This is a genomic window from Vibrio profundi, assembly GCF_005281835.1.
Taxonomy (GTDB): Bacteria; Pseudomonadota; Gammaproteobacteria; order Enterobacterales; family Vibrionaceae; genus Vibrio; species Vibrio profundi.
Window position 1 is genome coordinate 384,739 of sequence record NZ_RZIS01000001.1, and the last position, 21,993, is coordinate 406,731.

At 42.2% G+C, this 21,993-nt stretch carries 25 protein-coding genes; 10 read left to right on the forward strand and 15 right to left on the reverse strand.

Annotated features, from left to right (window positions below):
* Positions 1–5: 5 nt before the first annotated feature.
* From crr to cysZ, 5 genes are all read right to left on the reverse strand, one after another.
* Entirely contained in the window at positions 6–515 is a 510-nt protein-coding gene (gene crr, locus ELZ11_RS01790) for a PTS glucose transporter subunit IIA (protein WP_137355658.1), read from the reverse strand.
* Positions 516–619: 104 nt separating this feature from the next.
* Positions 620–2,344, reverse strand: a complete 1,725-nt coding sequence (ptsI, locus tag ELZ11_RS01795) for a phosphoenolpyruvate-protein phosphotransferase PtsI (RefSeq protein WP_137355659.1) — start codon at positions 2,342–2,344, stop codon at positions 620–622.
* 135 nt (positions 2,345–2,479) lie between these two features.
* On the reverse strand, positions 2,480–2,737 hold the full coding sequence (locus ELZ11_RS01800; protein WP_004734263.1) for an HPr family phosphocarrier protein: 258 nt from the start codon (positions 2,735–2,737) through the stop codon (positions 2,480–2,482).
* A gap of 302 nt (positions 2,738–3,039) precedes the next feature.
* Positions 3,040–4,008 (reverse strand): cysteine synthase A, encoded by a 969-nt coding sequence (cysK, locus tag ELZ11_RS01805; RefSeq protein WP_137355660.1) that lies wholly within the window; start codon positions 4,006–4,008, stop codon positions 3,040–3,042.
* A gap of 209 nt (positions 4,009–4,217) precedes the next feature.
* Positions 4,218–4,961 (reverse strand): sulfate transporter CysZ, encoded by a 744-nt coding sequence (gene cysZ, locus ELZ11_RS01810; RefSeq protein WP_137355661.1) that lies wholly within the window; start codon positions 4,959–4,961, stop codon positions 4,218–4,220.
* A gap of 221 nt (positions 4,962–5,182) precedes the next feature.
* On the opposite strand from cysZ, the gene zipA reads away from it, so the two are divergent.
* The 5 genes from zipA to cueR all read left to right on the forward strand — a co-directional run bounded on the left by zipA (position 5,183) and on the right by cueR (position 11,111).
* The gene (zipA, locus tag ELZ11_RS01815) at positions 5,183–6,121 is read left to right on the forward strand and encodes a cell division protein ZipA (RefSeq protein ID WP_137355662.1); all 939 of its coding nucleotides are present in this window, start codon (positions 5,183–5,185) and stop codon (positions 6,119–6,121) included.
* 86 nt (positions 6,122–6,207) lie between these two features.
* Positions 6,208–8,217, forward strand: a complete 2,010-nt coding sequence (ligA, locus tag ELZ11_RS01820; RefSeq protein ID WP_137355663.1) for an NAD-dependent DNA ligase LigA — start codon at positions 6,208–6,210, stop codon at positions 8,215–8,217.
* 521 nt (positions 8,218–8,738) lie between these two features.
* Complete coding sequence (locus ELZ11_RS01825; protein WP_137355664.1) at positions 8,739–9,746, forward strand: porin; 1,008 nt, start codon at positions 8,739–8,741, stop codon at positions 9,744–9,746.
* Positions 9,747–9,832: 86 nt separating this feature from the next.
* Positions 9,833–10,642, forward strand: coding sequence for a hypothetical protein (locus ELZ11_RS01830; RefSeq protein WP_137355665.1), 810 nt, complete (start codon positions 9,833–9,835; stop codon positions 10,640–10,642).
* Positions 10,643–10,718: 76 nt separating this feature from the next.
* Positions 10,719–11,111 carry a Cu(I)-responsive transcriptional regulator gene (gene cueR / locus ELZ11_RS01835; protein WP_137355666.1) on the forward strand — a complete coding sequence of 131 codons (393 nt, stop codon included), beginning with the start codon at positions 10,719–10,721 and terminating at the stop codon, positions 11,109–11,111.
* A gap of 28 nt (positions 11,112–11,139) precedes the next feature.
* Here cueR and ELZ11_RS01840 read toward each other — a convergent pair whose 3' ends face one another.
* The 6 genes from ELZ11_RS01840 to ELZ11_RS01870 form a co-directional block, all read right to left on the reverse strand.
* Positions 11,140–11,319: a hypothetical protein gene (locus ELZ11_RS01840; RefSeq protein ID WP_137355667.1), complete on the reverse strand. Its 180-nt coding sequence runs from the start codon at positions 11,317–11,319 to the stop codon at positions 11,140–11,142.
* 316 nt (positions 11,320–11,635) lie between these two features.
* Positions 11,636–12,088: an NfeD family protein gene (locus ELZ11_RS01845; protein WP_137355668.1), complete on the reverse strand. Its 453-nt coding sequence runs from the start codon at positions 12,086–12,088 to the stop codon at positions 11,636–11,638.
* A 2-nt stretch (positions 12,089–12,090) separates the two neighbouring features.
* Positions 12,091–13,020, reverse strand: a complete 930-nt coding sequence (locus tag ELZ11_RS01850; RefSeq protein WP_137355669.1) for an SPFH domain-containing protein — start codon at positions 13,018–13,020, stop codon at positions 12,091–12,093.
* A gap of 152 nt (positions 13,021–13,172) precedes the next feature.
* On the reverse strand, positions 13,173–14,027 hold the full coding sequence (locus ELZ11_RS01855; protein WP_137355670.1) for a thioredoxin family protein: 855 nt from the start codon (positions 14,025–14,027) through the stop codon (positions 13,173–13,175).
* Positions 14,028–14,337: 310 nt separating this feature from the next.
* A complete protein-coding gene (locus ELZ11_RS01865) occupies positions 14,338–15,165 on the reverse strand; it encodes an SDR family oxidoreductase (RefSeq protein WP_137355671.1) in 828 nt (275 codons plus the stop codon).
* Between the two features lie 46 nt (positions 15,166–15,211).
* Positions 15,212–16,126 (reverse strand): TIGR01777 family oxidoreductase, encoded by a 915-nt coding sequence (locus ELZ11_RS01870; protein WP_137355672.1) that lies wholly within the window; start codon positions 16,124–16,126, stop codon positions 15,212–15,214.
* A 260-nt stretch (positions 16,127–16,386) separates the two neighbouring features.
* Here ELZ11_RS01870 and ELZ11_RS01875 point away from each other — a divergent pair, with 260 nt between their 5' ends.
* The 5 genes from ELZ11_RS01875 (at position 16,387) to yfcE (ending at position 19,267) form a co-directional block, all read left to right on the forward strand.
* Positions 16,387–17,121, forward strand: coding sequence for a DUF1538 domain-containing protein (locus ELZ11_RS01875; protein WP_137356243.1), 735 nt, complete (start codon positions 16,387–16,389; stop codon positions 17,119–17,121).
* On the forward strand, positions 17,118–17,912 hold the full coding sequence (locus ELZ11_RS01880; protein WP_137355673.1) for a DUF1538 domain-containing protein: 795 nt from the start codon (positions 17,118–17,120) through the stop codon (positions 17,910–17,912). Before ELZ11_RS01875 ends, ELZ11_RS01880 begins: the two co-directional genes overlap by 4 nt.
* Positions 17,902–18,252 carry a P-II family nitrogen regulator gene (locus tag ELZ11_RS01885; protein ID WP_137355674.1) on the forward strand — a complete coding sequence of 117 codons (351 nt, stop codon included), beginning with the start codon at positions 17,902–17,904 and terminating at the stop codon, positions 18,250–18,252. Before ELZ11_RS01880 ends, ELZ11_RS01885 begins: the two co-directional genes overlap by 11 nt.
* Positions 18,249–18,656, forward strand: a complete 408-nt coding sequence (locus tag ELZ11_RS01890) for a CBS domain-containing protein (RefSeq protein WP_137355675.1) — start codon at positions 18,249–18,251, stop codon at positions 18,654–18,656. The genes ELZ11_RS01885 and ELZ11_RS01890 overlap by 4 nt, the downstream gene beginning before the upstream one ends.
* Positions 18,657–18,721: 65 nt before the next feature.
* Positions 18,722–19,267, forward strand: coding sequence for a phosphodiesterase (gene yfcE, locus ELZ11_RS01895; RefSeq protein ID WP_137355676.1), 546 nt, complete (start codon positions 18,722–18,724; stop codon positions 19,265–19,267).
* 37 nt (positions 19,268–19,304) lie between these two features.
* Here yfcE and ELZ11_RS01900 read toward each other — a convergent pair whose 3' ends face one another.
* Genes ELZ11_RS01900 through ELZ11_RS01915 form a run of 4 tightly spaced genes read right to left on the reverse strand, consistent with a single transcriptional unit; the run spans position 19,305 to position 21,810 of the window.
* Positions 19,305–19,580 carry an Rdx family protein gene (locus ELZ11_RS01900; protein ID WP_137355677.1) on the reverse strand — a complete coding sequence of 92 codons (276 nt, stop codon included), beginning with the start codon at positions 19,578–19,580 and terminating at the stop codon, positions 19,305–19,307.
* 11 nt (positions 19,581–19,591) lie between these two features.
* Positions 19,592–20,347 carry a sulfite exporter TauE/SafE family protein gene (locus ELZ11_RS01905; protein ID WP_137355678.1) on the reverse strand — a complete coding sequence of 252 codons (756 nt, stop codon included), beginning with the start codon at positions 20,345–20,347 and terminating at the stop codon, positions 19,592–19,594.
* Between the two features lie 49 nt (positions 20,348–20,396).
* Positions 20,397–20,912, reverse strand: coding sequence for a regulatory protein ToxS (locus ELZ11_RS01910; RefSeq protein WP_137355679.1), 516 nt, complete (start codon positions 20,910–20,912; stop codon positions 20,397–20,399).
* 1 nt (position 20,913) lies between these two features.
* The gene (locus ELZ11_RS01915; RefSeq protein WP_137355680.1) at positions 20,914–21,810 is read right to left on the reverse strand and encodes a winged helix-turn-helix domain-containing protein; all 897 of its coding nucleotides are present in this window, start codon (positions 21,808–21,810) and stop codon (positions 20,914–20,916) included.
* Positions 21,811–21,993: the final 183 nt, after the last annotated feature.

A 21,993-nucleotide genomic window follows, 5' to 3' on the forward strand; every position in this document is an offset into this window, starting at 1 on the left:
CTAAATTACTTAGTTACTTTTAGAACTGCAGTTTCACCAACAGTTACAGAACCAGCAAGTTTGTTCAGCTCTTTGATTTCGTCCATGTTAGAAATAACAACTGGAGTTAGAGTTGATTTTGCTTTTTCTTCTAGAAGAGCTAGATCGAAAGTGATGATAGTGTCACCAGCTTTAACAGTTTGACCTTCTTCTGCTACGCGAGTGAAACCTTCACCTTTAAGTTCAACTGTGTCGATACCGAAGTGAACAAAAAGCTCAACGCCGTCGTCAGACTCGATAGAGAATGCGTGGTTAGTCTCGAAGATCTTACCGATAGTACCGTTAACAGGAGCTACCATTTTGTCGCCAGCTGGTTTGATTGCGATACCGTCGCCAACAATTTTCTCTGCGAAAACTACATCTGGCACATCTTCGATGTTTACGATTTCGCCAGATAGAGGTGCGATAATTTCGATTGCACCAGCATCAGCGCTGTCATCAGATACAAGCTTTTTAAGTTTGTCAAACAGACCCATTGTGTCATGCTCCTAACGTTTTGTTTTATTCTGTCGAATATAGTATACCAATCTCACAAAATAGACGACATTTTTTAGCCGTCTATTTAATCAGTTACTGGCTATTATTGAGATTTCTCAGCGATGAATTTGTCTACACAAGCTTGAATTTCTTCAGCTGTTGGTAGAGAAAGTGCTTCATCTGCCATTGCCTTAACTTCAGCGAAGTTAGAGTTGCGGATTACTTTCTTAACTTTAGGGATAGAGATACCGCTCATTGAGAACTCATCTAGACCCATACCTAGAAGAAGTAAAGTAGCACGCTCATCACCCGCTAGCTCACCACACATACCTGTCCATTTACCTTCTTTATGAGAAGCGTCGATCACTTGCTTAATTACAAGCAGTACCGCTGGAGATAGTGGGTTATATAGGTGAGAAATCATTTCGTTACCACGGTCAACTGCAAGCGTGTATTGCGTTAGGTCGTTAGTACCGATTGAGAAGAAAGAAACTTCTTTTGCTAGGTGGTGCGCAATTGCTGCCGCAGCAGGAGTTTCAACCATTACACCAATTTCGATTTCTTCATCGAAAGCAAGGCCTTCAGCACGAAGTTCTGCTTTGTATTCTTCGATCGCTTTTTTCAGCTCACGAATTTCTTCAACAGAAATGATCATTGGGAACATGATACGTAGTTTACCGTGTGCTGAAGCACGTAGGATGCCACGTAGTTGGTCACGTAGGATTTCACGACGATCTAAGCTGATACGAACTGCACGCCAGCCTAGGAACGGGTTCATTTCTTGTGGAAGATCCATGTACGGTAGATCTTTATCACCACCGATATCCATTGTACGGATGATCACTGGCTCGCCGTGCATTGCTTCAGCTACTTCTTTGTAAGCAATGTATTGCTCTTCTTCAGTAGGTAGCGCGTCACGGTCCATAAATAGGAATTCAGTACGGTACAGACCAACGCCTTCACCACCGTTACGGATGATACCGTCACAATCTTTAACAGTACCGATGTTACCGCATACTTCTACTTGATGGTCATCAAGAGTGATAGCTGGTAAGTCTTTTAGTTTTGCTAGTTCAGCCGCTTCTGCTTCGAAATCAGATTTGATTTTCTTCGCTGCTTCTAGTTCAGCTTCAGAAGGGTTGATGATGATCTTGTTGTTCATCGCGTCTAGCACAAGCATGTCGCCGTTTTTAACTTGCTTAGTGATATCGTTAGTACCAACGATAGCAGGAAGCTCAAGTGAACGTGCCATGATTGATGTATGAGATGTACGACCGCCGATATCACATGCGAAACCTAGAACGTAGTCAAGGTTGATTTGTGCAGTTTCTGATGGCGTTAGATCGTAAGCGACTAGGATAACTTCTTCATCGATATCGCTGAGTGAAACGATGTTGATACCTAGTGCGTTTTTAACGAAGCGGTTACCGATATCACGGATATCTGTAGCACGCTCTTTTAGGTACTCATCATCAAGAGATTCAAGTGCTGTCGCTTGCTCTTCGATCACTGTGTAGATCGCGTTGTCTGCGTGCATCTTGTCGTTCTTAATGAGTGCTAAAATCTCTTCTTCTAGCTCTTCATCTTCAAGCAACATGATGTGGCCTTCAAAGATTGCTTCTTTTTCTTCGCCAAAAGTTTCAAGTGCTTTTTGCTTAACAACTTCAAGCTGCTGAGAAGATTTGTTACGAGCGTCAAAGAAACGCTGAACTTCTGCTTCAACTTGGTCGTCTGAGATAGATTGAGTGTTTAGGACAATTTCATCTTCTTGAAGTAGTAGTGCTTTACCGAAAGCAATACCAGGAGATGCTAGGATGCCTGAAATCATAGCCTTACCTTAAGTTGGTCAACTGTAAACGGGAGAATGGTGACTTAGTCGCTGACAAAGTGTCGAGCTTATTCATATCTATTTCGAACAAAGCCACTTTGCGGGGCAAAATGGCTTTGAAAGAAGGAGACCGAATTAGTGTAGCTGATCCATTAGAGCAACTAGGTGGTCTACAGCTTGCTGAGCTTGAGGGCCTTCAGCTGAAATAGTTACGTTAGTACCTTTTACTAGGCCTAAAGTTTGTAGTTTGAATAGGCTCTTTGCGCTAGCGCTTTTGCCGTTAGAAGTCACAGTGATGTCAGCGTCGAAAGATTTTGCTTCTTTAACGAACTGTGCAGCTGGACGAGTGTGAAGACCGTTTTCTGCTGTGATTTCTACTTGCTTCTCGTACATGTTATATACCCCAATTAATTTATTTTTTGTAAGTTTGTAACCAGATTAGCTTAACCGCTTTAACTTGATTCCGCTAGGGCACCAAAGTTTTGTTCGTGTCAGAACTGAAACTGATTTAAATTTTTTCCAATCATGAGGCAATGTTTCATCGCGGCTCACAACCTTCCAGAATTCTGTTTATTGCTTCTTTTATTTTGAAGCTAAAAATAAAACAGGTGTGATATTACCAAAGGTGAGGCAGGGATCAACAAAAAAGCCCCTAAACGGGGCTTTTTTGGACGAAAAATTGATTTGACCACATATTACTGTTGGTTCTCTTTCTCCGTAAAGATGCCTGCAAACAGGGCTGTACTAAGGTAACGTTCACCTGAGCTTGGTAGTACTGTTACGATAGTTTTTCCTTCAAATTCAGGAAGTTCCGCAAGACGGTTAGCTGCTACTACCGCTGCACCAGAAGAGATACCAGCTAGAATGCCTTCTTCTTCCATTAGGCGGCGAGCCATTTCAATCGCTTCATCAGATGTTACAGATTCAACGCGGTCAACAACCTCCAAATCTAGGTTACCTGGGATGAAACCAGCGCCGATACCTTGAATTTTGTGAGGAGCTGGTTGAATTTCTTCACCAGCTAATGCTTGAGCTATGACTGGAGATTCAGCAGGTTCAACGGCAACTGAAGTGATTGCTTTGCCTTTTTCGCCTTTAATATAGCGACTTGTACCTGTGATTGTACCGCCTGTACCTACACCAGCGACGAATACGTCAATTTCACCATCTGTTGCTTCCCAGATTTCAGGGCCCGTTGTTTTCTCGTGAATTTGCGGGTTAGCTGGGTTGTTGAATTGTTGTAGCAATAAGTATTTGTCTGGGTTTGATGCCACGATTTCTTCAGCTTTAGCAATTGCACCTTTCATGCCTTTTGCTGCTTCAGTCAACTCGAGGTTAGCACCTAGGGCTTTAAGTAGCTTACGACGCTCTAAGCTCATCGATTCAGGCATAGTAAGCGTTAGTTTGTAGCCACGAGCCGCAGCAACGAATGCTAACGCGACACCTGTGTTACCACTAGTTGGTTCAACTAGTTCAACGCCTGGCTTAAGAGTGCCTGCTTTTTCTGCTTCCCAAATCATGTTGGAGCCGATACGACATTTCACACTGAAACTTGGGTTACGCGCTTCAACTTTTGCAAGTACTTTACCTTTACTTACCTTATTCAAACGTACTAGCGGCGTATTACCAATTGTTAGTGAATTGTCTTCGTAGATTTTGCTCATTTGATATTCCTTCATTTAATGACGGACTAAACGTAGTATGTCATTCACTATACCGTCTAGTATCTCGTATGTTTTTTGTGAACTTAGTTGAGCTTAAGGTAGATAAAAAAAAGGTAAAAGGATTAAAAAGTTATATCTTATTAGAGTGATGAGGGGCTAACAGGGGGGATTTCCTAGAGCATTGCACTCTAGGAAAGGAAGTAACGTGCTTATTGTTTGTTTTTGAACTCTTCGACCCACATCGCTGTCGCACCGCACACCGCGACAGGCATGATAAACAAATTCAAAAATGGAATGGTGGTGAATAAAGCCACACAAGAACCAAAACCGTAGGCCTTAGTTTGTTTTTGTTTCAAATTGTTTCTCATGTCGCTGAAACTGATTTTGTGGTTATCAAATGCGTAGTCAGAATATTGAATTGCAAACATCCAAGAGGTGAAGGCGAACCATAGGAAAGGCGCCACGGTTTGGCCGAGTGCAGGAATCAGCAGTAATAAAAAGAGGCCAATCGCTTTAGGTAGTAGGTAAACCAGTTTGCGCCATTCTCGAGCAAGAATTCTTGGAGTGTCTTTAAGGACGTCTAGCAAACCATCGTCATTTGGTTTCTGCCCACATAGCGATTCTTCTACTTTTTCGGCAAGTAAGCCATTAAATGGGGCAGCAATGAAATTAGCGAGTGTGCTAAAGAAATACGAAAAGGTCGCTAGGATAGTTAATGCTAGTAGTGGCCAAAGAATATAAGTTAGCCACGAAAGGAAATCTGGCATTTGCCCAAGCCAACTTTCAATCCAGATATTCAGATTTGAAAAGATATAAAAGAGGGCACCGCCAACGAGTAATATATTGGCAAGTAAAGGCAGTAATACAAATTTACGGATAGCCGGAGACATAGCTATCTCTAGTCCGTAAAAAAAATAGCCAAAGCCTGTACGTTTTTTTGATACTAAGTTCATATTCAATTTTATTCGGTTAAATTGCAGACACTTCTATTGTACTGAACTGATTCAAGAAAAAAAGCGTGGCGAAAATCACACCATCTGCGGAAGTTCTTGCATTAAGTTGTTCTAAAACTATATCTAGTTTTGGTAGAGTAGATGGAATAGCCGAATTAACCCACCTTAATCGGCGTGGTTTTCATAGAGAATCACGGTGATTAAGAAGCTGAGAGCGTAGAATGCAGGAATTGCGATTTGTACTCATTATTGTTGGCGCGCTAGCGATCGCCGCATTATTGTTTCATGGTTTATGGACGAGTAAAAAAGAAGGGAAAGCCAAGTTTGGTGATAAGCCTCTCGGTAAGTTAGATACTAGTGAAGCAGATACCGAGGATGACTTACCTCAACGCTCTTTCGCGCCCGAAGATGATTTTGAAATTATTAGAAAAGAGCGAAAAGAGCCTGATTTTTCCATTCAAGCTCCTATTGCTGATCCATTAATTGATGCTGATAGCGTGCAATCAGACAAGCAAGAAGTGAATGTTGAAGTCAACGATATTCCTTCATTCAGTGTTTCAGATGATGAGAATAAATTTGGTCAAGAATCAGAGAAGCTCTTAGAAACAGAACCTAGTTTTGAATCTGAGCCTGAAATTATTGAGGCGCCTGCTGCTACCGAAGAATTGGTTACTGCGTTTGAACCTGAGCCAAAGGTAGAAAAAGCAGAACCAGAGCCTATCGCCGAAGAGGTTGCGGAGCTAGAAGTGATTGTTCTGAATGTCCATTGTGCGGGCGATACTCCGTTTGTAGGTACTCAACTGTTCAGAAGCATGGAAGATAATGGCTTGTCATACGGTGAAATGTCTATTTTCCACTGTTATGCGCAATCGGCGACAACACCAAAAGTTATCTTTAGTGTAGCGAACATGATGCAGCCTGGAACGTTAGAGCATGATGACCCTGCAGACTTTTCAACTAAAGGTATTTCTTTCTTCATGACATTACCGTGTTATGGTGAAGCCGAGCAAAACTTCAATATTATGCTTCAAACAGCTCAAAGAATTGCTGACGACATGGGCGGAAATGTTTTGGACGAAGCTCGAAATTTGATGACCCCAAATCGCTTATCAGATTACCGTAAGCAAATTCGAGATTTTAAAGAAGCTCAAAGCGCCTAATGAGCTATAATGCTGACTATTAACGTAATGCCGAAAGGGCTCCTCAGGGAGCCCTTTTTGATGCTTAGATTTGTACAGAGACAGATATGACAGAATCAATTCGCACAACATTAGAAAAATTAAAGGAAACTCTGCATTACCATGCAGTTAAATACTATGTAGAGGACAATCCAGAAGTTCCCGATGCTGAATATGATCGATTGATGCAGCAGCTGTTAAAGATCGAGCTGGAACATCCAGAGCTAGTTGATATCGATTCCCCTAGTCAAAGGGTGGGCGGCAAGCCATTAGATGGATTTTCCCAAGTCGCTCATGAAATCCCAATGCTATCTCTTGATAATGCATTTAATGATGAAGATTTAGATGCATTTCATAAGCGAATGGCTGACCGTGCTCCAGTGGCTGATCTTTCGACATTCTGTTGTGAGCCTAAGCTAGATGGCTTGGCGGTAAGTCTGCTGTATGAAAATGGTATTTTAGTTCAAGCGGCAACACGCGGTGACGGTACTACCGGTGAAAACATCACTGAAAACGTAAGAACGATCAGCGCTATCCCGCTAAAACTGCAAGGCGAAGGCTGGCCTTACCGTATTGAAGTACGCGGTGAGGTATTTATGCCAAAAGCGGGTTTCGATAAGTTGAATGAACAAGCGTTGAAAAAAGGGGAGAAAGTCTTTGTTAACCCTAGAAACGCGGCTGCAGGAAGCTTGAGGCAGTTAGACTCCCGAATTACTGCGACTAGACCATTGAGCTTCTATGCCTATAGTGTCGGTGTGGTTGAAGGAGCAACTTTGTCGGATAGCCATTACCAGCGATTCTTACAATTAAAGGGTTGGGGGCTACCTATGTGCCCGGAAACACGTCAATTGGACTCACTTTCTGACGTCAAAGCATATTATCAAGACATTATGCAACGCCGAGATCAATTGTCGTATGAGATTGATGGGGTCGTGATTAAGATCGATGATATTGCAGCGCAAGAGGTACTGGGATTTGTCGCTAGAGCTCCAAGATGGGCCATTGCTTATAAGTTCCCAGCGCAAGAAGAGATTACTTTATTAAACGATGTGGAATTCCAAGTAGGACGAACGGGAGCGATTACGCCAGTTGCAAAGCTTGAGCCTGTGTTTGTCGGTGGGGTAACTGTCAGCAATGCAACCTTGCATAATGCAGATGAAATAGATCGGTTAGGAGTGAAAATTGGTGATAGCGTCATAATCCGCCGAGCCGGGGATGTGATTCCTCAAATTGTTTCTGTTATACAGGAGCGACGTCCGGAAAGTGCGCAATCTATTACTTTTCCGGAGAACTGCCCAGTTTGTTCATCTTCGGTTGAACGCGTAGAAGGCGAAGCTGTAGCACGTTGTACTGGTGGATTGGTTTGTCAAGCTCAACGTAAAGAAGCGCTTAAACACTTTGTCTCTCGTAAAGCTTTAGATGTTGATGGGCTTGGTGAGAAAGTCATTGAGCAGCTGGTTGATCGTGAAATGGTCGAAACGCCCGCTGACTTATTTAAACTAAGCGCTGGTGTTATTACCGTTCTAGATCGTATGGGGCCTAAATCAGCTCAAAATGTTGTGAATGCATTAGCAGCATCTAAGGAAACGACTTTGTCTCGTTTCATTTACTCGCTTGGGATCAGGGAAGTAGGTGAAGCAACAGCTATGAACCTCGCTCAGCATTACAAAACACTAGACAATGTTGCCGAAGCTACTCATGAATCTCTACTTGAAGTCTCAGATATCGGTGAAATAGTTGCGAGTCATATCACTTCATTTTTCTCTCAAGAAAAGAACCAGCAAGTTGTAAGTGAACTCATAGAAATGGGGTTACATTGGCCTGAGATCATCGCACCGGCTGAAGATGTAGAGTTACCATTGGAAGGAAAGACGGTAGTACTAACCGGTTCTTTATCTCAGCTAGGTCGTAGTGAAGCGAAGGCTGCTCTTCAAGCCTTAGGGGCGAAGGTGACAGGAAGTGTATCTAAGAAAACAGACATATTATTTGCTGGAGAAGCTGCGGGTTCTAAGTTAGCCAAAGCGCAAGATTTAGGCATTGAAATCAGAACCGAACAAGATTTACTGAATATGCTTTAGGAAAGGATTCTTCTGTTTTATTTAAGCACCCAATAGGGTGCTTTTTTTTGTTTTAAAATGAAAATCATAGCGTTTATTTTTCACCGGGAATTAACTCATATAATAGCTAGGGTATTAGTTACGTGATCAAGTTCAATTATAAGAAATCTATGTAATTTAGTTGAAATAAATGCGACTCACTTCAATGTGTTTTTTGTTTGATTTATATTTATGTGGTTGTTTTCAAGGGTTTTTTGTGTTTAATGGATCCTTGTTCTGTATATTGAGGATCTTGATCACTAACTTGATAAAAATTTGTACCTGCTCATATTTTTTTAGATGGAAATTAAGTTGCTGTTGATATTTTTTCTCGCAAAGTTAGTCTTAATTTCATGGATGCACGAGGTGTATGCAGCAAGAGAATCGAGAATTTAATTAACGAGTAAACAAGTTCTCAAACTAAGAAGAATATTTCTCGCTTCGGCGGCCAACTTAAGACGAGAAATATAAAAACAGCTATATCCATTTTTAGGAGTTTTTCCATGGAAAAAATGATCAAACGCACTCTAATCGGTGCAGCAGTGGCAGCAGCATCAACAGGTGCATTCGCTTCAGGCGCAGAATCTTCTCAAGTAGGTGTTATTTCTGACTTCAACGTTCAAGCTTACGGTGTAGCAGCAATTTCAGCATTCTATCAAGAAGATGGTACGGGTTACGATTACGAGAATGAATCTCGAATTGGTTTCCGCGCTAGCAAAGATATGTTTGATAACGTAAATGTTTTCATGCAGATTGAATCTGGTTATGTAGGTGAAGATGGTACTGGTTCTACTTTAGGTGCACGTGACACTTTCCTTGGTCTTCAAGGTGATTGGGGTAAAGTTCGTTTCGGTCGTATGCTTACTCCTCTATACGAAATTGTCGATTGGCCATACTCTAACCCAGGTCTAGGTCGTGTATTTGACTGGGGTGGTGATGTTAAAGCGCACTACGATCGTAAAGGTGATATCGCTCGTTACGATTCTCCAGCATTTGGTGGCTTCACATACAGTGTTTCAATCGGGCGTGGCGACAAAGGTGTGGATGATTCAAACCATGTTGGCGCAGCGGCACACTACAACTTCTCTGATGTAGTAACTGTACACGGTGGTTATGAAAATAACTCGAGATATGATGGCGGGACCGTTGACACTACAGCTTATGTTGTTGGTTTTGAATTACCACTACCAGCAGGTTTCGGCCTAGCAGGTGCATATAAATACAATGATGGTGAAGCAAAAACTGTTGCTGGCGCAAGTGCAGAGCAGGGGCAGTTCTCTCTTATTGGTCAATACTGGTCTGGCCCATGGGGCTTCAAATTGGGCTACGCGGCTAACCAAGACTCTGAAATTGAAGGCGTTAAGCAAGACGATGCTGATGAAGTGCTTTCAGGTCAGCTAATGTATGTACATAATGGCTTCGTACCTTACGTACGTGTTGGTCAACATGATGCATACAATGCAGCAGATAAGACTATGTTTGTACGTGTAGGTCTAGAATACGGTTTCTAAGCCTAGTACGATAGTAAACTGCCTTCATAGAAACGCTGGCATGCTTTGCCAGCGTTTTTCCGTTTAATATAGATAAGGAAGTTAATATGTATAAAATCGCGATGTTATTTTCTTCAGTGCTTGTTGCATCAGGCTGTACTACTTTAGATTCTTCTAGCCAGTTTGATGATGTAGCAAAGAGTGTTAAGGAGCGCAGCTCATATGTACAAATTGAAGCTAAGTCTTATGCTCCGGAAGCAAAAGCTAGAGTCGGCCAAGATCTAGTTAAATCTTCTTTATCTTTTGTGGGTATTTACCCGAAATCAGAAAAAACAGTTGCTTCTTCTTATATAACAATGGATGCAACATTCTTTAAAAACTACGGAAAATTTGAATCAATTAGTTATAACGGGCAAGAGATCAAACTTGATACTTACCGTCCATTGGCTGAGAGTTGTACTGAGCACTGCACAATCACCCAGTCCTTCAAGTTTCCATTTAGTAATGCTCAGGTTGAACAATTATCAGAAAATCAGGCTGTTTTCGTCTTAACCTCAGATACTAAACGTCAGCAAATTGAATTTGGCGTACCAAAGGCTTATTTTGATGCAGTGAAACATGAAGCGACTCCATTACTTGGTTCTGGCGAGCTAAAAACGGCAAGTACGGTTGTGGTTGCTGAGCCTCAACAACCAGTGGATCGCTCTCAAGCGCAAGACATGGTGAGCTATTGGTTTGAACAGTCTTCTGAAAAAGAGAAGGCTTCGATTACAGATTGGGCATTCCAAAATAGAAAGAACCCGTCTCCTCAATCACTTACGGGATCTAAAGAAATAGAAATGGTTTCTTACTGGTTTGAAAAATTAGACAGTAAAGAGAAGTCAGAAACCATTATATGGTTACTTGAGCAAGAGTAATCTTTAAAGCGTTATATTTTCTAGCCGCAGTGTTGTATAACAACACTGCGGCTTTTTGCACTTTTGAGGGAAACACGTGAATATTGGCGAAGTAGCAAAAGAGACAGGTATTACTGCTAAGTCCATTCGACTCTATGAAGATAAGGGGATTATTAGCCCACCCCTGCGACTCGGAAATGGGTATAGAGACTATTCCGCACATCATATAGAACAACTTCATTTTATTGCGCGTGCGAAGAGCGTTGGTTTTACTTTAGAAGAGTGCAAATCTCTAGTCCAGCTTGCAGAAAATCCTCAGCGAGCAAGTGCTGATGTGAAAAGTAAGGCAAAGTTAAAATTGGCTGAAATAGAAATCAAGCTTTTGGAGTTAGAACAGATGAAGAGCCAATTGGAGAGTTGGGTAAGAGACTGCCCCGGAGATGAAAACAATAATTGTCCAATCATCGAACAGCTATCAGGCCGCAGTTAGTAAAGGCTACGACCTGACAGCGATATTGCTAAAGTACATCCCCGTTGGAGTGTTTACAAATAAGCAGCGGCATTTGTTCTACCACTCCATTATAAGAGCACGTCACAATTGGCCCCATATTTCCGTTTCCTTCAGATTGAGTTTGGGCTGACACGCTGCCAATGAATAAACCTAAAATACATGTAATCGCTAAAGTAAGATTTCTCATAATATCCTCACTCGATAATTTCAAATGATCTTTATATCTCGACAGTATCAGTATGGACAAAAAATAGGCATCATCAACTTTTTGTATAATAAATCAAATTTTCTAATAAACATTAAGTTCATATTGTGGATACGAATGGTGAGCTAAGTCTTTGAATTGATCTAAAGTGAGAGTGAGTTATGGAAATCTAAGAATGTTTAATGGGTTGGATCACTCTTATTTTGGCAGCTAAATTTTCACCAAATATTTATGGCGGGTTATTAACTAGCTGAATTAAATGGTTAAATTCAGCTAGTAATGAAAGGAAGATTGATTATTAAGTGTTAGGTTCGATAAATAGTACAATCCCGTCCACTTTTACTATTTTCACTTCAGTTCCGGACTCCAGTTGTGTGGCACTTCGCGCTGACCAAGTGGTGTCACCAAGCTTAATTCGACAATGTCCCGGACCGACACTTTCGGTTAAGAATAGCGTTTGACCAACTAATTGTTTTTGGCGTTGGTTGAGCTCTCGGGAGTCGTCAGACTGAGAGTCGGAAGCAAGCTGTCTTCTCCACCATAGCCATGTAGTGATGAGTGAAAAACTGCCGAAAGATATCCACTGCATTTGCCATCCGATAGGGACAATCGATAGTACGATTCCGACCAATATCGCTGAAATCCCTAGCCATAAAAAATAGCCAGCGGTTCCTAGTAACTCAGTTGCCAGAAGTAGTAAGCCAAAAGCGAACCAATGCCAAATGTTCACTTGTTCGAGAAGTTCAACCATAGTTAGTCCTTGTTGTTTGAACTTTTAGAAGTATTAAACATTTCAGCAACACCTGCAATGGAGCCCATTAGGCCAGTTGCTTCTAAAGGAAGCATGATGACTTTACCGTTATCGGCTTGGCCAATAGATTTCAGAGCGTCGGTATAGCCCTGAGCGATGAAGTAGTTAACAGCCTGCATGTCACCTTGAGCGATCGCTGTTGATACCATTTCAGTTGCTTTCGCTTCTGCTTCCGCAGCCCGTTCACGAGCTTCAGCTTGTAAAATTGCGGCCTGTTTTTCACCTTCAGCTTTTAGTATCTCGGATTGTTTATGGCCTTCGGCTTTTAGTATTTCAGCCTGTCTTACCCCTTCAGCTTCGAGTATGTCAGCACGCTTATTACGTTCAGCTTTCATTTGAGCATTCATGGCTGCGGTGAGATCAGCGGGCGGCTGAACGTCTTTTATTTCGATACGTGTAACTTTCACACCCCATGGGTTGGTTGCTTCATCCACGATTGTCAGCAGCTTGGTATTGATCATATCGCGCTGGCTAAGCATTTCGTCCAGTTCCATTGAGCCAAGTACAGTACGTATGTTAGTGAGTGTAAGATTACGAATCGCATGTTCTAGGTCATTAACTTCGTACGCTGCTTTCGGAGCATCGATGACTTGTACAAAACACACTGCATCGATCACCACGTTAGCATTATCTTTTGAGATAACTTCTTGGGCCGGTATATCTAATACTCGCTCCATCATACTGATTTTTTGCCCAATCCCATCGATAAACGGAATGATCAGATTGAGTCCTGGTTTTAACGTGAGCGTGTAGCGACCAAAACGTTCTACCGTCCAGTTATGGCCTTGAGGGACCGTTTTAACACCAGCAAAAATAAAAATAACAGCGACGAGAATAAACCCGCCAATTGTAATAAGTACATCAATAGCCATAGAACATCCTTACAGTGGGAAGTGATTGATATGTAATTGATTTTATACTGGCTTATTTGATGTTAATCGGCAAGTTTATAAATGAGATATGTGTTTCGTAATTTGAGTTGGGGACAAAAAAGGCCGAACATTCGGCCTTAAGTGATGGTGAGTTAGTAAAGCAGAGAATACAGTTGGCGTCGGTATTTTGCTGCCACTGGGTTACCTTGGCCTAGAGCACTTAAAATATCCATAAAGGACTTTTTAAGTTCTCCATCGAGTGCGTTTAAGTCTTTAGAGACAAATGACCACAGTAACTCTAGAGCTTCTTCAGAACGGTTAACTTGGTGATATTGAAGACCTAAATCTGCGGCAATCTGTACATCGCTAGGTGCGTTTTTAAATGCTGCCTCTAACGCTTGAATTTCCGGGCTATCGGCTGCTTGTTTATGCAGTTCCAATTTGGCTATTAACGTTTTGTAGTAATTATCTTGGTATTCTAGAGGAATTGTTTGTAACTGATTTTCGGCAAGCTCAAATTGTTGAGTCTCAAGTAAACACTCGGCAATTGCGAGTTTTACTTCGCCTTTTGACGTTAGTACTTCAGGAAGTTGTTGCATTGCGGTTAGCGCTTGTAAGTGCTCGCTAGCTTGCATTTGCTCTAGCGCCTTTTGCAGTGCAAGTTCATCTTGGCTAGGCAGGTGTTTTCCGAGCATTTCGGTGATTGCATCGATGGTTTGTGGTCCACCAAGGCCATCAACAGGCTGACCGTTTACAAACAGTGCTATCGTCGGTAATGCCTGAACACCGAACTGGCTGGCGATGGCTTGTTCTTGCTCGCAGTTTAATAGCGCTAGTGTAAACGTTCCATTATATTGCTGCGCTAAGTTTTGTAGCTCAGGAATTACTTGAGCACTTTCTTGGCTCATGGGTGCCCAGAAATGAATAAGAACGGGTGTTTGCATCGAGCCTTCTAAGACTTGACGGAAATTTTGTTCTGTTAGCTCAACAATGTATGGGGACTGCATTGAAATTCCTTTCTAATTCATTGGATATAGAAGAAATATGGGGGGATTAGGCTATAACTTCAAGCCCTATAAACAAAAACGCTATGAATCAAAAGATGCATAGCGTTGTATTTCGTGGTTTGGTTTACAGTCACTGGAGGAATTCAAAACAGTAGAAACAAAGTTAATACAACACCCACACTGACCCAATTTATTCGATTTAATGTCAATTATCTCACCTTTAGGGCTCAAATTATTCGAAAGAGCAGTATCTATGCTCTGAATAATGACATCTTAATGTTACGAATAAATTACATTGTTGCAGAAAATTTTATGCCGCTTTTCGCAATATTGAATCTAATATTCTACCCGGTAGTAATCTTTTCAATACAGCAAATACTTTGGTTGGCGTGGTTACTCGATAGCGCAACTTAGGCTTAGGCGCTGTCAGTGCGTGAACGAGTGGGCTAATGCAACTTTCAGGGGGGAGGACGAAGCTATTATTCGACGAGTCTTTGCCAAGGCGTTGCATTTGCAGCTCATATTGTTCTTTATGCGGGCTATTAGTGACATTTATCCATTTTTGGAAAGCGGTCAAGGCGTTCGCTCGAAACTGAGTCTCTATTGGACCTGGCTCGATCAGTGAGATGTGAATGTTGGTATTGTGGAGCTCTAGTCGGATTGTGTCTGTCCACCCTTCCAGCGCAAATTTAGATGCGTTGTATGCGCCTCGATATTTCATCGCAGCAAAGCCAAGTACTGAGCTGTTTTGTATGATCCTACCTTCGCCTTGAGCACGAAAGTGCGGCATGACTTGACGAATTAATTGGTGCCATCCAAAAAAATTACTTTCAAATTGTTCTCTCAGTGCGTCGGTTGGTAGATCTTCCAGCGCTCCTGGTTGCCCGTATGCACCGTTATTGAATACCGCTGACAATTTCCCTCCAGCAAGTTGAATGGCTTTTTCAACCCCATTATTGATGCTATCTGTGTCGGTGAGGTCAAGGTGAATGCAGGTTAACCCTTCAGACTCTAAACGCTTCACGTCATCTTGGGAACGGCAAGATGCAATGACTTTGAAACCTTGTTTATTAAGCGCATGAGCGCACGTGTAACCGATGCCTGTGGAACAACCAGTAATAAGAATGGACTGTGTCATATGAGAATTACAATTAAAATTCAGAGGGTGCTACTAGGTTAATCAATTAGTTCTTGTGTTGTAAGAGGTTTTTTAACGCAGGTTCGATTCGGGAATAACTAAAGATGAACCCAAGCTCGGTCAGCTTTTTGGGTTTAGAACGAATGCTATCGAAAATTAAGCAAGAGGCTTCACCCATTAGTAGCTTAATCATCCATTTTGGAGTAAATAATAAATGAGGACGACGAAGTGCCTTCGCCAGTGATTTGCTGAATAGTTTGTTCGGTACGGGATGAGGGGCACACAGATTAAACTCTCCATGAGCGTGAGGTGTTTTTAGTAAGTAGGAAATCGCCCTAACCATGTCAAGTATGTGTATCCAAGGCATATATTGCTTCCCTGAACCTATTGGGCCGCCTAAGCCTAGCTTATAGGGGAGTAACATTTTTTGCATCGCACCACCATGGTTGCCAAGTACGATGCCGGTTCTTAATAAGATGACTCTAGTGCGATCTGATTTGGCTCTATTGGCAATCTGTTCCCAATGAGAACACACTTGGTGTGGGAAGCTCATATGATAAACCTGAAGGCTTTCGTCAAATGGGTGTTCTTGCTGATCGCCGTAATAGCCTACGGCTGAACCACTGATGAACACTTCAGGGGGAATAGTGCTGGCGTGGATAAGTGCCACGAGTTTTTCAGTAATTTTCCAGCGGCTGTGACAAATTTTCTCTTTTTGATGAGTCGACCAACGCTTGTCGGCAATAGGTTCGCCAGCAAGATTAATAACCGCATCAAAGTGATTTAGATCTTTTAGGTCATCGAGCGTTTGGATGTAGTTGATGTTGCCGTGATCAGCGTGCGCGAGTGTTTTTTTTGCTTTGCTAGGGGAACGAGTAAGTAAAGTTACATGCGATGTTTTGAATGTTTTGATTAGCTCTGAACCAATGAAACCAGTGCCACCTGTCAGTAATATCTTCATACTTTCCCCCCAAGTGATTTCATTATAGTCATGGTTAACCGATTGAGGGAATTATAAAAAGTAATTGTCTCAGCTATATGACTCAAAATAGTAATTCTTTGCTGTGAGTCTAGTTTCGTCACACTTTTGCTAAAAGTACACCATATGTTACAAAGTGCTTAGCTTTGGTCACATCACCATCAAAATCTATTTGTCATTATTTGAGTATAGTCACTAACAATATTTTCAGCATAAGGAGCTCAATGACGAATAAGAATGGAGTGTCCGCATTACTTGCATTGTTCAAGGCTATGCTCGGTAGTTTAAGAGACTTATTGCCCATTGTCGCTGTGATCGCTTTTTTCCAATTAGCCGTACTTCAAGAGCCTCTTCCTAATTTATTGTCTATCTTATTTGGCTTAGTGCTGGTGGTGTTAGGCCTAACTTTCTTTATCTTTGGATTAGAAATGGGATTGTTTCCCATTGGTGAGTCCATGGCTCAAGCATTTGCTCGAAAAGGGAGCGTCGTATGGTTGTTGATTTTCTCTTTTTGCTTAGGTTTTGGCACTACCATTGCCGAGCCAGCCCTCACTGCGGTAGCTGCAGAAGCAGCAGAAGTGGCTGCGGAAGGGGGAGTTATCCCGCATAGTATTGCGGAAATGGAAGACTACGCGGATGGTCTAAGGTTAACGGTTGCACTTTCAGTGGGCGTTGCCATTTTGCTAGGTGTTTTGCGAATTTTAAAAGGTTGGCCAATCCAATACATGATAATTGGCGGCTACATCGGTGTCGTGATTTTAACGGGTTTTGCACCAGAGAATATTATAGGTATTGCTTACGATTCGGGCGGTGTCACGACTTCTACGATTACAGTCCCGCTCGTTACCGCGCTTGGCGTTGGCTTAGCGTCTGCCATCAAAGGACGAAATCCTATGGTTGACGGCTTTGGTTTGATTGCGTTCGCTTCTTTACTGCCCATGATGTTTGTAATGGTGTATGGGATGGTGGTGACATGATTAGTCTAAGCCAATTCACTGGTACTTTTCTTAGTACAGTCAGCGATGTTATTCCCATAGCAGCCATTATATTTGGATTCCAAGTGGCTGTGCTTCGCAAACCGGTGACTAACTTGGCGACGGTTTTACTTGGATTTTTCTACGTTATTGTGGGTTTGTCGCTATTTCTGCTTGGATTAGAAATGGCCCTGTTTCCTTTAGGTGAAACGATGGCTGAGCAACTCACTGCTCCGGATTTTTTAAGTGAATTTAAAGTTAGTGAAGGAGTAGCGCTTACACGCATCGATTATTACTGGGTGTATTTGTTCGCATTTTGTATTGGTTTTAGTACCACTATTGCTGAACCTTCATTGATAGCGGTTGCGATCAAAGCGAATCAGGTGTCTGGTGGCAGTATTCGTGTGAATGGATTGCGAATTGCTGTTGCGCTCGGTGTGGCGATAGGTATTTCTTTAGGTAGTTATCGTATTGTCGCTGGAGACCCCATTCATTACTACATTATTGCTGGATATATCGTGGTAGTGATTCAAACCTTCTTTGCACCTAAGCTAATAGTGCCGCTGGCTTATGATTCTGGCGGCGTGACCACATCGACAGTGACAGTACCTCTCGTTACTGCTTTGGGATTAGGGCTGGCTTCAACGGTACCGGGAAGAAACCCTGTCATTGATGGCTTTGGCTTGATTGCCTTTGCGAGCTTATTTCCCATCATTTCTGTCATGGCTTATGCACAAATCACACAGCGATTAAACGACATATGCACCGCTAAGGAGAATAAGGATGCGCTTTAAACTTATCTTGGCATTTGTTGAAGACAGCAAAACAGATGTTGTATTGGATGCCGCTCGAAATGCGGGCGCAACAGGGGCCACCGTGATTAATAATGCTCGCGGTCAAGGCCTAAATAAGAAGCGAACTTTTTTTGGCTTAACGCTTGAAGTTCAAAAAGACGTTCTGCTGTTTGTTGTCGAAGAGCACCTGTCGCGGCACATTTTAGAAACGATCAGTGAGGTTGGCGAATTTGACCAAGAGTCTGGACAAGGTATCGCGGTGCAGATAGACGTTGAAGATGCAGTCGGAGTCGCACATCAAGTGGAAACCTTAACCAAGGTTGTAGAGGATGAGATATGAGCAATCGAGAGAAAGTGAGAGTGCGAGACGTAATGGCCAACAGTTATGTGATGATTGACGGGTTGAAGACGGTACATGAAGGAATCGAGTTGGCCAGGCAACAGCAAGTCAAAGCACTAATAGTGAATAAACGTCATGACGACGATGAGTATGGCATCGTACTCATGAATGATATTGCCAAAAAAGTACTCGCTCAAAACCGTTCATCTAAACGCACCAACATCTATGAGATCATGACAAAGCCAGCCTTGTCCGTTGATCCTGAAATGAACGTTAAATACTGCGCTCGCCTGTTTGAGCGATTTGGGATCAGTCGTGCTCCGGTAATCGAAAGTGGGAAGGTCATTGGTATGGTGAGTTATAACAATATTGTGATAAACGGTATGGCTAAAGAGGAAAGCTGAGTGTTGATGACGAACTAGCAAGGTTTCAGTACAATAGCCATGATAATTTTATGGAGAAGTACGCATTGAAACTATTTTTCGCCTCTGATTTACATGGCTCATTACCAGCAACGGAAACTGTACTGGAGTTGTACAAACAATCTGGAGCTCAGCATTTAATTATATTGGGTGATATTCTCAATCATGGCCCTAGAAACCCGGTTCCGGAAGGTTATAACCCTCCAGCCGTCGCCGAGTTGTTAAATCAGTACGCAGATCAAATTATCGCGGTGCGTGGGAATTGTGATAGTGAAGTCGATCAAATGCTGTTGTCATTCCCAATGATGATGGATTATGCATGGGTATTGCTCGATTCTGGTCGTCGTTTATTTCTTACGCATGGGCACTTATTCAATGCATCCAAAAGACCATCGCTAAAAGTTGGTGACGCCATCGCACATGGGCACACACATATCCCTGTTGCGGAATATCAACAGCAGCAATTTATTTTTAACCCGGGTTCCATTACATTCCCGCGTAATGAACACGCTGCTAGCTACGGGGTGTTTGAAGACGGCACATTTAGTGTTATCAGCTTAGGCGGTGATGTTATTGTATCTGGTGATTTATAACTTTAGTTTCACTCGTCAATGCGACTTGTTGAGTGAGCTATTTGGAATCAACATGGCCTAAATCTTTTTCTGGAGCAATTACATCTCGGACACGTTTTTTGAGTTCTTTTGCTTCAGGGAATCCGCCATCCTTTTTACGTTCCCAAATTTGTACGCCATTGCAGGTAATTTCGAAATGGCCACCTGTATCTGGGTGCAAATTGACGCTTTCAATTTCCTCACTGAAGGTATGAAGAAGTTCTTGGCATAACCAACTCGCCCTTAACATCCAATTGCATTGACGGCAGTAGTAAATTTCGATGGTAGCTTTCATGGTTTCCCTTATTAGATTAATAATTTGATTCCAACCGCAAAGGTTAGTAACTCAAATGCGATCTTGATTACTTTATTACTTGAACGGTTAGCCAGCATAGCCCCCAAACTGCCCCCAATGAAGGAACTGAGTAATAAGATAGGCAACCATAGCCAATGGACTGGCGCGCCTGCTTGAACAATGGCGATACCACCAATACCATTCCAGAATAAGCCAACGCAAATCATGGTCAAGGCTACGGCTTGTTTGTAGCTGTAGCCAAACCATCTAACTAGAAACAAAGTAACTAAAAGGCCTGAACCAGCGGTCAATGAACCGTTAATAATACCGATGATGGCGAGACCTATGCCACCGATAATCCAACCTAATGTAGTTCGATTGATGGGATCTTCTTGTTGCCCTAATTGCTTTTTGAATCGTGAGTAAATGCCGAGCAGTAGGATCATTGCCCCGAGAAGCTTTTGAGCGACTTCATCAGGAATCATTAAAACGATATTTGCACCAATTACAACACCAATGCTTCCGGTGAAAATCAAATATATGCAGGCTTTAACGCTTAACTGGCCTTGCTTTATATGGGTGTACGCAGCGCCCAAGCCGAGTGCAACGCTTGCAACCTTGTGAGTTGCTAATGCTATAGAAAAGGGGAGCCCTAAAAAGATGAGTAAAGGAAACTGAAGTAGACCTGCACCACCGCCTGATAATGAGGCGAGAGTATTGGCGATGAGGGAGCCAATAAATAGGGTTAGCGAATCGATAATATCCATATAATACAACTAGGGGGCGTCATGCCCCCTAAATACCTAACAGAAAGAATTAGTTAGAAAAGAGTACTGTAGAGCCGTGATTTAAGCTAGTCAGAAGTAGCGTCTTAGGGTTAACGATATCAATACGGCGGCTTTGCTCAGCATCCATCTTAATGACTTGTGTGATCAGATTTAGCTGCTCTTGAGTAAAGTCTTTGCTTTGCGTTGATGTTACGTCTTTGAACTCAGTTGGTGAGATCAACAGATAGTTATCGTTAATGTCCCACTGGCCAGTTTCAGAAATGTTGATTATGTTCTGGCTGTTCGCTTCGTTACTGAACAAGCGAACTACTGACATACGAATATAGGTACCATTCGGTAGATATTTAGCATTTACCGTAAGCTCAACTTTACTCAGGGGACCAATCGCTTCTTCTTGACGATGGTTGGTGATGAGAGTCACCATCTTAGATTGCCATTCCTGAGACGTCAGTAATTGCTCAACTTTAGCGTCGCTGCCCCAGTATAGCCATGAGCTAAAAAAGGCAGAAGCAACAAGGATGGCGATTGAAGCTTTAAGTTTCATATTAGTTATCACCCTTACAAATTGAGCTGAGATCCGATTGTTCAGTAAAGATTCGTAGCGTGACATTTTCGCTAGCGTGTTCTTGATTATGAATGTAATTCAATACTACTTGGTTGTTTTGGCCACCAGTAGCGATAACTTGGTCCGGTTTACGCTCGTTCGGGTGATCTTCGTTGTACTGAGCAACACATGTCTCAATAGAATTAAGCCAAGAGTCCAGGCTTGGGTGGCTCACCGGAGAAAGAATCTGCACGCCGTCTACTTCAGATAAGGTTCTGAACTTCGATTCTGCAGGGTTAGTAAATGCAAGCACTAACAGTGGAAGCAGTAACGCTGCCAAGATCACCAGACGTGGCGTCCATTTATTCGTTTTTAGATCTGACGTTTCAGTTTGAGCGGTTACAGAAGGTTTAGTCGCCTCAGGCTCGGTAGATTCAGATTGTGTTACTTCAACCGTTGGCTCTTGCTCTGAAGTTGGCTGAACATCATCGACTGACTCGAAAGGTTCTGACGTTTCTACAGCCACTTGAGTTTGATCATTCGAAGAAAGTGGGGCTGAACGTTCCACACTGGCAATAAATTGGTAACCACGTTTTGGTACGGTTTTGACAAATTCTGGAGACTTAGTCGAATCCTTTAGCATTTTACGTAATGTAGAAACGGCTTGAGTTAGGCTTGAGTCGTCTACTTCAAAGCCTTGATCACGCCAAACGTATTCATGAAGTTCATTTCGGGTGATGACTTCGTTTGGTCTCTCTGAAAGCATTAACAAAATACGACTTTCATTACTCCCAAGGCGAACGATTTCACTGTCATTAGTTTGATCAATCAGTGAATTGCTATTCGGGTCAAAGACAAACCTTTGCGCTAGGATAAACTTGGTGCCTATATTGCTCATTGAATTCTTCTATATTGAAATGGTTCTAATTCGATATACCTGTGAAAATGACGACTAAATTACACTTCACTTAAGGCTGTTTTATGTTCTTTTATAATTTGAAGCCTTAGCATAATCAAAACAAATCAAAAAAACAGTGTTTTTATGATTTTTGACCTTGAATTTACAATTGTCATCCTCATG

Excerpts from the sequence above, each read along its gene's own strand:
- ELZ11_RS01885 (WP_137355674.1), top strand. The coding sequence starts at position 17,902 with ATGCGCTTTAAACTTATCTTGGCATTTGTTGAAGACAGCAAAACAGAT.
- ptsI (WP_137355659.1), bottom strand. The coding sequence starts at position 2,344 with ATGATTTCAGGCATCCTAGCATCTCCTGGTATTGCTTTCGGTAAAGCA.
- cysZ (WP_137355661.1), bottom strand. The coding sequence starts at position 4,961 with ATGAACTTAGTATCAAAAAAACGTACAGGCTTTGGCTATTTTTTTTAC.
- ELZ11_RS01850 (WP_137355669.1), bottom strand. The coding sequence starts at position 13,020 with ATGGCTATTGATGTACTTATTACAATTGGCGGGTTTATTCTCGTCGCT.
- ELZ11_RS01900 (WP_137355677.1), bottom strand. The coding sequence starts at position 19,580 with ATGAAAGCTACCATCGAAATTTACTACTGCCGTCAATGCAATTGGATG.
- crr (WP_137355658.1), bottom strand. The coding sequence starts at position 515 with ATGGGTCTGTTTGACAAACTTAAAAAGCTTGTATCTGATGACAGCGCT.
- ELZ11_RS01870 (WP_137355672.1), bottom strand. The coding sequence starts at position 16,126 with ATGAAGATATTACTGACAGGTGGCACTGGTTTCATTGGTTCAGAGCTA.
- ELZ11_RS01800 (WP_004734263.1), bottom strand. The coding sequence starts at position 2,737 with ATGTACGAGAAGCAAGTAGAAATCACAGCAGAAAACGGTCTTCACACT.
- ELZ11_RS01830 (WP_137355665.1), top strand. The coding sequence starts at position 9,833 with ATGTATAAAATCGCGATGTTATTTTCTTCAGTGCTTGTTGCATCAGGC.
- ELZ11_RS01855 (WP_137355670.1), bottom strand. The coding sequence starts at position 14,027 with ATGCAGTCCCCATACATTGTTGAGCTAACAGAACAAAATTTCCGTCAA.
- zipA (WP_137355662.1), top strand. The coding sequence starts at position 5,183 with ATGCAGGAATTGCGATTTGTACTCATTATTGTTGGCGCGCTAGCGATC.
- ELZ11_RS01845 (WP_137355668.1), bottom strand. The coding sequence starts at position 12,088 with ATGGTTGAACTTCTCGAACAAGTGAACATTTGGCATTGGTTCGCTTTT.
- ELZ11_RS01880 (WP_137355673.1), top strand. The coding sequence starts at position 17,118 with ATGATTAGTCTAAGCCAATTCACTGGTACTTTTCTTAGTACAGTCAGC.
- ELZ11_RS01890 (WP_137355675.1), top strand. The coding sequence starts at position 18,249 with ATGAGCAATCGAGAGAAAGTGAGAGTGCGAGACGTAATGGCCAACAGT.
- ELZ11_RS01840 (WP_137355667.1), bottom strand. The coding sequence starts at position 11,319 with ATGAGAAATCTTACTTTAGCGATTACATGTATTTTAGGTTTATTCATT.
- cysK (WP_137355660.1), bottom strand. The coding sequence starts at position 4,008 with ATGAGCAAAATCTACGAAGACAATTCACTAACAATTGGTAATACGCCG.
- ELZ11_RS01910 (WP_137355679.1), bottom strand. The coding sequence starts at position 20,912 with ATGAAACTTAAAGCTTCAATCGCCATCCTTGTTGCTTCTGCCTTTTTT.
- ELZ11_RS01865 (WP_137355671.1), bottom strand. The coding sequence starts at position 15,165 with ATGACACAGTCCATTCTTATTACTGGTTGTTCCACAGGCATCGGTTAC.
- ligA (WP_137355663.1), top strand. The coding sequence starts at position 6,208 with ATGACAGAATCAATTCGCACAACATTAGAAAAATTAAAGGAAACTCTG.
- ELZ11_RS01825 (WP_137355664.1), top strand. The coding sequence starts at position 8,739 with ATGGAAAAAATGATCAAACGCACTCTAATCGGTGCAGCAGTGGCAGCA.
- ELZ11_RS01905 (WP_137355678.1), bottom strand. The coding sequence starts at position 20,347 with ATGGATATTATCGATTCGCTAACCCTATTTATTGGCTCCCTCATCGCC.
- ELZ11_RS01915 (WP_137355680.1), bottom strand. The coding sequence starts at position 21,810 with ATGAGCAATATAGGCACCAAGTTTATCCTAGCGCAAAGGTTTGTCTTT.